Source organism: Verrucosispora sp. SN26_14.1 (assembly GCF_004307965.1).
Taxonomy (GTDB): Bacteria; Actinomycetota; Actinomycetes; order Mycobacteriales; family Micromonosporaceae; genus Micromonospora.
The window spans coordinates 1-7,640 of record NZ_SISL01000292.1 but is presented as its reverse complement, the minus strand read 5'-3'; the positions used below and the strand labels follow the sequence as shown (position 1 = coordinate 7,640).

Below are 7,640 nucleotides of genomic sequence, written 5' to 3'. Positions count from 1 at the left end.
GCCGACCTCCGCGCCCCCGCCGACGTCTGCCGCCCCACGACCCAGCCCCACGCCGTCGACCAGCCGACCCGAGCCGGTCAACCTGCGGCAGACCGCGGGCGAACTCATCGCGCTGCTCGTCGAGGGGCAGTTCACCGGCGACATCGACCGCAAGGTCGCCGACCGGCTACGCAAGGACCTGGCCGAACTCGCCACCGGTAAGCCCAAGGACCGCGAGAAGCGTATCGAGAAGGTGCGTGACCGCCTCGACGACGAGGTGGAACGCGGCCGCGTCCCGGCCGACTTCGCCGACCGCCTGGAGCGGCTGCTCGACCAGGTCGAGGACTCACTCGACGACGAGGACGACGACTGACCGGCCTCAGGTGAGCGTGACCCGGGCGAACTCGCCCGGCGTCGTGCCCGCGCGGGCCAGCACCGCGCCGTCGGACGCCCAGATCGCCGAGCGCCCGGCGGTCTCCACAAAGCCACCGCCGGTCGAGCCGGCGAAGCTCGCCGTCGCGACCACCACCCGGTGCGTGGTGGAGATCCGTAGCGCCCGCTCGTCCTGGACCGCCGTGTCGGCCGCGTGGTCGACGACCGACGCGACGTAGACGTCGACGCCGAAGGCGCAGGTCCGGGCGGCGTGTTCCGGCACGCCGGTGTCCTTGCAGATCGCCAGGCCCAGCCGCCAGCCGTCGACGGTCAGCACGACCGGCTCCGGGCCGGGCGCGAACCGCCGGGCCTCCACCGTGCCGAGCGACATCTTCCGGTACGCCACACGCGCGCCGGTGTGGTCCACCGCGAGGGTGGCGATGTGCTCACCGGCCACCGGCGCGCCGGCCAGCGCCAGCGTCCCCGTCTGGGTGCACGCCTCGACGAGCGGTGTCAGCCGTGGGTCGGTCGGGTCGAGCGCCGGCGCGTCCAGTTCGTACCCGGTCAGCGAGAGTTCGGGGAAGACCACCACCCGGGAGGCCGCGGCCCGGACCAGCGCGGCGTGTGCCGACACGTTCGCCTCGACGTCATAGGCCACGCACGGCGGCTGGGCGACGGCGATCCGCAGCGGGCTGCGCGCTGGAGTGCCACTCATGCCGAGTAGCTTAGAGCGACCGGTGACAGGGCGTGGGGGACGAGGCGGCCCTGGTGCCGATCGCTCTCCGAGGTCGCTCGGTCCTGGATCGACGGGTGATTGTGCGATTCCCAGCGTGAGTTCGTAGCGTGTGGGCCATGATTCATGCCCCGCACGCTCCGTCTGCCGCCGACGTCGTCGGCCAGTCCGCACCACCCGAGGACGGCCTGGTCGGCCTGGTCACCGATCTGATGGAGCGACTCGGTGCCCCGGGGGCGGGGCTGGCCGTGGCGTTGGAGAACCTCTTCCCGCCCATCCCCAGCGAAGTGATCCTGCCGCTCGCCGGCTTCGCCGCCGCACAGGGCCGGATGAGCCTGGTCGCGGCGATCTTCTGGACCACGCTCGGCTCGGTGGTCGGTGCCCTGGCGCTCTACTGGATCGGTGCGGCGCTGGGGCGGGAGCGGACCCGGGCGATCGCGGCCAAGCTGCCGCTGGTCAAGCTCAGCGACGTCGACCGGACCGAGGAGTGGTTCCTCCGGCACGGCGTCAAGGCCGTCTTCTTCGGCCGCATGATCCCGATCTTCCGCAGCATGATCTCCATTCCGGCGGGCGTGGAACGGATGCCGCTGCTCACCTTCACGCTCTACACCACGCTCGGCAGCCTGATCTGGAACACCACGTTCGTGATGGCCGGTTACCTGCTCGGCGACAACTGGCACCTGGTCGAGGGGTACGCCGGCATCCTCCAGAAAGTGGTCATCGTGGCCTGCCTCGCCGGGCTGGTGTGGTTCGTGGTCACCCGGTTGCGGCGCTCCCGGCGGACCGGCGGGCTCCGCGCCAACGACACCGCGTCCGCGGTGGCCGAGACCGCGCCGACCGGGACCCCCGACCCGGAGGGACGGGGCACCATCTACCGCAGCGCCTGGGCTGACGACCGGCCCGTGACCGACCAGCGCGTCCGGCCGGACGACGGGCCCGTGGCGGACCGGCGTGGGTGGGCCGACAACCCGGCCGTGGCCGACCAGCCGGGTTGGGCGGAGGACCGGCCGGTGGCGGACCAGCGTGGGTGGGCCGACAACCGGCCTGCGGCGGACCAGCACAGTGTCTGGGGGGACCGGCCGGTGGCAGAGCAGCGTGGGTGGGCCGAGAACCAGCCGGTGATGGACCAGCACCACGCCTGGGGAGATAATCGGCCCATGGCGGACCAGCACCCCGGGTGGGCAGACGACCGGCCCGGGACCGACCAGCGCACCTGGGCTGACGACCGGCCCGTGCCGGACCAGGGGCGTCCGGACCAGTCGGGACACCGGTGGTGAGCGCCGAGCCGCAGGACTGGGCCGCGCAGACCGGGGTGGTCACGCTGCCCGGCGGCGTACGGGTGCGGGGGCGACGCATCGCCGACCCGGCCACCCCGGCCGACTTCAGCCTGCTGCTGGCTCCCGGCCCGACGCCCGCATGGGCGCACCGCCGGGTGCGCTGGCCCGACTTCTGGATACCGGTGGACCGCGCCGACGCCCTGGAGGCCCTGCGGGAGGCATTGCGCCGGGGATACGCGGGCGAGCGGGTGGAGGTGGCCTGCCGGGGTGGTACGGGTCGGACCGGCACCGCGTTGGCCGCGTTGGCGATCCTCGACGGGTTGCCCGCCGAGCAGGCGGTGGACTGGGTCCGGGCGGCCTACCGGCCCCGCGCGGTCGAGACTCCCTGGCAACGTCGCTGGCTGCGTCGCCTGACCTGACACCCCGCCGACGACACTGATCGGGGTGCCCCGCCCGACACCCGCGCGATGCGACGGTGCCGGGCGGGGCACGTCCGTCAGCGGGCCACGTACTCGCGCAGGTGCCGGGCGGTGAGGGTGTCGCCGTGTGCGACCAGGTCGGCGGGGGTGCCGGTGAACACGACCCGTCCGCCGTCGTGACCGGCGCCCGGCCCCAGGTCGATCAGCCAGTCCGCGTGCGCCATCACCGCCTGGTGGTGCTCGATGACGATGACCGTGTTGCCGGCGTCCACCAGCCGGTCGAGCAGCGCCAGCAACTGGTCCACGTCGGCCAGGTGCAGGCCCGTGGTCGGCTCGTCCAACACGTACGTGCCGGCCTTCTCGGCCATGTGGATGGCCAGCTTGAGCCGCTGCCGTTCGCCGCCGGAGAGGGTGGTCAGCGGCTGGCCCAGCGTGAGGTAGCTCAGCCCCACGTCGGCGAGCCGGTCCAGGACCACCCGGGCGGCACCGCCGGGGAAGAAGTCCTGCGCCTCGCTGACCGACATGCCGAGCACCTCGCTGATGGTGCGACCGCGCAGTCGGTAGGTCAGCACCTCGTCGGTGAAGCGCCGACCCTCGCACCGTTCGCAGACCGAGGCGACGCCGGCCATCATCGCCAGGTCGGTGTAGACCAGCCCGATGCCCTTGCAGGTCGGGCAGGCGCCCTCGGAGTTGGCACTGAACAGCGCCGCCTTCACCCCGTTGGCCTTGGCGAACGCGGTGCGGACCGGGTCGAGCAGGCCGGTGTACGTGGCCGGGTTGCTGCGCCGCGAGCCCCGGATCGGTGCCTGGTCGACCACGACCACCCCGTCGCGGCGGTGCAGCGAGCCGTGCACCAGGGAACTCTTGCCCGAGCCGGCCACCCCGGTCACGACGGTCAGCACGCCGAGCGGGACGTCCACGCTGACGTCGCGCAGGTTGTGCAGGTCGGCGTGGCGGATGGCCAGCTGTCCGCTGGGGGTACGGACCTGTTCGCGCAGGCGTACCCGGTGGTCGAGGTGCCGGCCGGTGCGGGTGTCGGAGCGGCGCAGCCCGGCCACGTCGCCGGTGTAGCAGATCCGGCCGCCGCCGGTGCCCGCACCGGGACCGAGGTCGATCACGTGATCGGCGATCGCGATGGTCTCCGGCTTGTGCTCGACGACGAGGACCGTGTTGCCCTTGTTCCGGAGTCGCAGCAGCAGGTCGTTCATCCGGGCGATGTCGTGCGGGTGCAGGCCGACGGTGGGTTCGTCGAAGACGTACGTGATGTCGGAGAGGCTGGACCCGAGGTGCCGGACCATCTTGACCCGTTGCGCCTCACCGCCGGAGAGGGTGGCCGACTCGCGGTCGAGGCTGAGGTAGCCCAGACCGATCTCGACCAGCGAGTCCAGCAGTTCCCGCAGGTTCCCGGTCAACGGGGCGACCGAGGAGTCCTCGATGCCCCGGACGAACGCGGCGAGGTCGCTGATCTGCATGGCGGCGCACTCGGCGATGTTGCGTCCGGCGATGCGGGAGGAGAGCGCGGCGGCGTTGAGCCGGGTGCCGTCGCAGTCGGTACAGGTGGTGAAGGTGACCGCCCGGTCGACGAAGGCGCGGATGTGCGGCTGCATCGACTCCCGGTCCTTGGCCAGGTAGAGCCGGCGCACCTTGACGATCAGACCCTCGTACGTGAGGTTCGTGCCGCCCACCTTGATCTTCGTGGCCGGTTTGCGGAGCAGGTCCTCCCACTGCTGCGGGGTGAAGTCCTGGAGCTTGACGTCCGGGTCGAAGAGACCGGAGCCGACGATGGTCTGCCAGTACCAGGTGTCGACCGCGAAGTTCGGCACGGTGACCGCGCCGTCGTTGAGGGACTTCTCCACGTCCACGAGTTCGTTGACGTCGAGGTCGGAGACGCGGCCCAGGCCCTCACAGGCGGGGCACATGCCCTCGGCGAGGTTGAAGCTGAACGCTCCGGCTCCACCGACCTGCGGGGTGCCGAGCCGGCTGAACACGATGCGCAGCATCGCGTACGCGTCGGTGGCGGTGCCGACGGTGGAGCGGGAGTTGGCGCCCATCCGCTCCTGGTCGACCACGATCGCCGGGGTGAGGTTGCGCAGCGAGTCCACGTCCGGCCGGGAGAGGTTGGGCATGAACGACTGGAGGAACGCGCTGTAGGTCTCGTTGATCATTCGTTGCGACTCGGCGGCGATGGTGCCGAAGACCAGCGACGACTTACCGGATCCGGAGACGCCGGTGAAGACGGTCAGGCGACGCTTCGGGATGTCGACCGAGACGGAGTCGAGGTTGTTCTCCCGTGCTCCGCGTACCTCGATCACGTCGTGACTGTCGGCGGCGGACCGTGCTGGCTGCTGCATGCGAACCCTTCGCGAGATCGTGGACGGACTCCCGCCCCGGAAAGAAAGAGCTGGGATGGCCTGGCCAGGTTCAAGTGTCTCATGGACCTTCCCGTGGAGACTTTCGTCGACGTTGAGCGCCTTCGAGCGGCGAAAGGTGCCGCAAAGTCTCAAACAACCGTGAGGCGCTAGGGTGAACCGGTGGCGGGACGACGGACGACCGGGCGACTGCGCGCGGTCGACCTCGCCGCGGCGGTCGGCATCTCCGTGCAGCAGGTGCGCAACTACGTCGATCTCGGGGTGCTGCCGCCGGTGGAGCGCACACCGAGCGGCTACCGGATCTTCACTGCGGCGCACCAGCGGGCGCTGACCGTGGCGCGGACGGTCGCGGACGGGCACGGCTGGGCGCGTACCCGCCAGATCATGGCGGCGGCGCACGTGGGTGACCTGCCGACGGTGCTGGCCGCGCTGGACGCCGGGCACGCCGAACTGGACCGGGAACGTGCCGAGATCCGTCGGGTGCTCGGCGCCTTCGAGACGGTGGTGAGCGCCTCCGCCCCGCCGGTCCCGGTGCCCCGCCGGGCCGCCCGGGTCGGCGCGGTCGCCGACCTAGTGGGTGTCCGCACCTCGCAGCTACGGGCCTGGGAGGCGCGTGGTCTGCTCCGGCCGGGCCGCGAGCCGGGCACCGGCTACCGGCGCTACGACGAGGCCGAGCTGCGTGCGGCCCAGGTGGTGGCGCTGCTGCGCCGGGGTGCCTACCCGTTCGAGATCATCACGGCGGTGCTGGACGAGCTGAGGAGCACCGGCAGCCCGCTGCGGGTCCGCGCGGAACTCGCCCGGCGGGAACAGGACCTGCACCGACGCAGCCTGCGTCGGTTGGCCGGATCCGCCGCGCTGCACGACTACCTGCGGCACCTCGGCCTGTGCTGATCCGCGCTCCGGTCGGATCAGCGCAGCACCAGCAGGTCGAGGTGGTCGACCACCGGTGCCGGGGCACTGCCCCGGACCGCCTGGCGTAGCCGGGCCATGCCGGCCCGGAACTCGGATTCGGTGATCAGGTGCAGGGGGGTGTGCGCGCGGCGGTCGATCCGGTCGGCGTACTCGGCCAGCGAGGTGGCCACGGTCTGGGCGACCGGCTCGACGCTGCTCACCGGGAACCCCGCCGCGGCGAACGCGGAGCGCACCCGGGACAGGCTGGGGAACTGGTCGAGCACCCGGATCGCCTCCGGGAACCACTCGAAGAGGGCGACGAGCTGGTGCCGTCCCGGGAAGGGGGAGCGGATCAGCACCGGAGCGCCCGGACGCAGCACCCGGCGCAACTGCCGGGCCACGGCGTCGAGATCGGGTACGTGGTGCAGCATCGTCGAGAGCCAGGCACCATCCACACTGGACGCGGCCAGCGGGAGCGCGGTCGCCTCACCGGCGAGCATCGGCCGGTGCGGGCACCGGTCACGCATCGCCGGGGCCGGCTCCACCGCCAGCACACGTACTCCGTACCAGCCGGCGAAGGTGGTGGCCCAGGCTCCCGTACCGGCGCCGAGGTCCAGCAGCGTCGACCCGGGGTGTGGTCGCAGGTGCTCCCGGACGGCGTGTCGCCAGTGGGTCAGGCCGGCGGGTGCCAGCTCGCGGGTGGCGGCGAACGCGGCCGCCTCGGCGTCGTCGTACGAGATCAGACCCACGGTCACCCCTCCGACCGCGGCCGGCGGATCCGGCCCCGCTCTGTAACGTTTTGTAGTCGCTTGGTGACTGAGGGGTCAACCAGTTGTGAGAGATGCCGCAAAAAGAGATGGTGGGCGATGGCTACAGCCATCGCCCACCATCCGTAGCGTTCCGTCAGGTCAGCTGACCGAGCAGGGTGCCAGGTTGACCAGCTCGGCGGGCCGGTTGCCGTCGACCCGGCCGATCGCGGTGGCGATCCGGTTCAGGGCGGCGACACGCCGGTCCTTCAGCGGGCCGACGACCGTGTTCTGCACGAAGTTCGCTCCACCCTCCGGGCGTACCGCGAGCTGGGCGAGACGGGCGTTGGCGTCCGCGATCTGGTTGTCCAGGTTGGCCAGCTCGCGCTGCACCTCGGCGGCGGCCTGAGCGGGTACGGCCGGCAGGCGGTCGGCGACACTCGGGCAGTTCACCCGCTGCGCCACGCCGGCCCCGGCGTTGCCGTTGTTGCCCGCGTTGCCGTTACCGGCGTTGCCGTTGTTCCCGGCGTTCCCGTTACCCGCGTTGCCGCTGTTGCCGTTGACCGCGCTGGGGGTACCCGGGGTGTTCAGTCCGCAGGTGGCGAGGCTGGCGAGGTTCGGGCGCTGGCCACCGGCCCGGTTGATGTTGATGCCGATGCGGTCGAGGGCGGCGGTGCGCTTGCTGGCCAGTGGGCCGAGGATGGCGTTCTGGATGAAGTTGGCGCCGCCCTGGGGGTTGGCGGCCTGGGCGGCGAGGCGGGCGTTGGCCTCCTCGATCTGCTTGTCGAGGTTGGCCAGTTCCTGCTCGACGCCGGCGACGGCGGCGGCGGGTACGCCGGAGAGCTTGTCCCGGA

At 72.0% G+C, this 7,640-nt stretch carries 6 protein-coding genes and 2 pseudogenes; 4 read left to right on the top strand and 4 right to left on the bottom strand.

The window, feature by feature from the left end:
• Nucleotides 1-352 (top strand): annotated as a pseudogene (locus tag EYA84_RS32610) (serine/threonine protein kinase); the annotation flags it as partial.
• A 6-nt stretch (nt 353-358) separates the two neighbouring features.
• Here EYA84_RS32610 and EYA84_RS22030 read toward each other — a convergent pair.
• On the bottom strand, nt 359-1,066 hold the full coding sequence (locus tag EYA84_RS22030; protein WP_131054945.1) for a carbon-nitrogen hydrolase family protein: 708 nt from the start codon (nt 1,064-1,066) through the stop codon (nt 359-361).
• 137 nt (nt 1,067-1,203) lie between these two features.
• Between EYA84_RS22030 and EYA84_RS22025 the strand changes: the two are divergent.
• Both EYA84_RS22025 and EYA84_RS22020 read left to right on the top strand, forming a co-directional pair.
• A pseudogene (locus EYA84_RS22025) lies at nt 1,204-1,989 on the top strand (DedA family protein); the annotation flags it as partial.
• 368 nt (nt 1,990-2,357) lie between these two features.
• On the top strand, nt 2,358-2,780 hold the full coding sequence (locus tag EYA84_RS22020) for a protein-tyrosine phosphatase family protein (RefSeq protein ID WP_131054944.1): 423 nt from the start codon (nt 2,358-2,360) through the stop codon (nt 2,778-2,780).
• A 77-nt stretch (nt 2,781-2,857) separates the two neighbouring features.
• Here EYA84_RS22020 and EYA84_RS22015 read toward each other — a convergent pair whose 3' ends face one another.
• Nucleotides 2,858-5,131 (bottom strand): excinuclease ABC subunit UvrA, encoded by a 2,274-nt coding sequence (locus EYA84_RS22015; RefSeq protein WP_131054943.1) that lies wholly within the window; start codon nt 5,129-5,131, stop codon nt 2,858-2,860.
• Between the two features lie 180 nt (nt 5,132-5,311).
• Here EYA84_RS22015 and EYA84_RS22010 point away from each other — a divergent pair, with 180 nt between their 5' ends.
• Complete coding sequence (locus EYA84_RS22010) at nt 5,312-6,040, top strand: MerR family DNA-binding transcriptional regulator (protein WP_131054942.1); 729 nt, start codon at nt 5,312-5,314, stop codon at nt 6,038-6,040.
• Between the two features lie 17 nt (nt 6,041-6,057).
• Here EYA84_RS22010 and EYA84_RS22005 read toward each other — a convergent pair whose 3' ends face one another.
• Nucleotides 6,058-6,789 carry a class I SAM-dependent methyltransferase gene (locus EYA84_RS22005; protein WP_131054941.1) on the bottom strand — a complete coding sequence of 244 codons (732 nt, stop codon included), beginning with the start codon at nt 6,787-6,789 and terminating at the stop codon, nt 6,058-6,060.
• Between the two features lie 159 nt (nt 6,790-6,948).
• A partial coding sequence (locus EYA84_RS22000; protein ID WP_131054940.1) for a hypothetical protein occupies nt 6,949-7,640 on the bottom strand: 692 nt, incomplete at its 5' end.

Excerpts from the sequence above, each read along its gene's own strand:
- EYA84_RS22030 (WP_131054945.1), bottom strand. The coding sequence starts at position 1,066 with ATGAGTGGCACTCCAGCGCGCAGCCCGCTGCGGATCGCCGTCGCCCAG.
- EYA84_RS22015 (WP_131054943.1), bottom strand. The coding sequence starts at position 5,131 with ATGCAGCAGCCAGCACGGTCCGCCGCCGACAGTCACGACGTGATCGAG.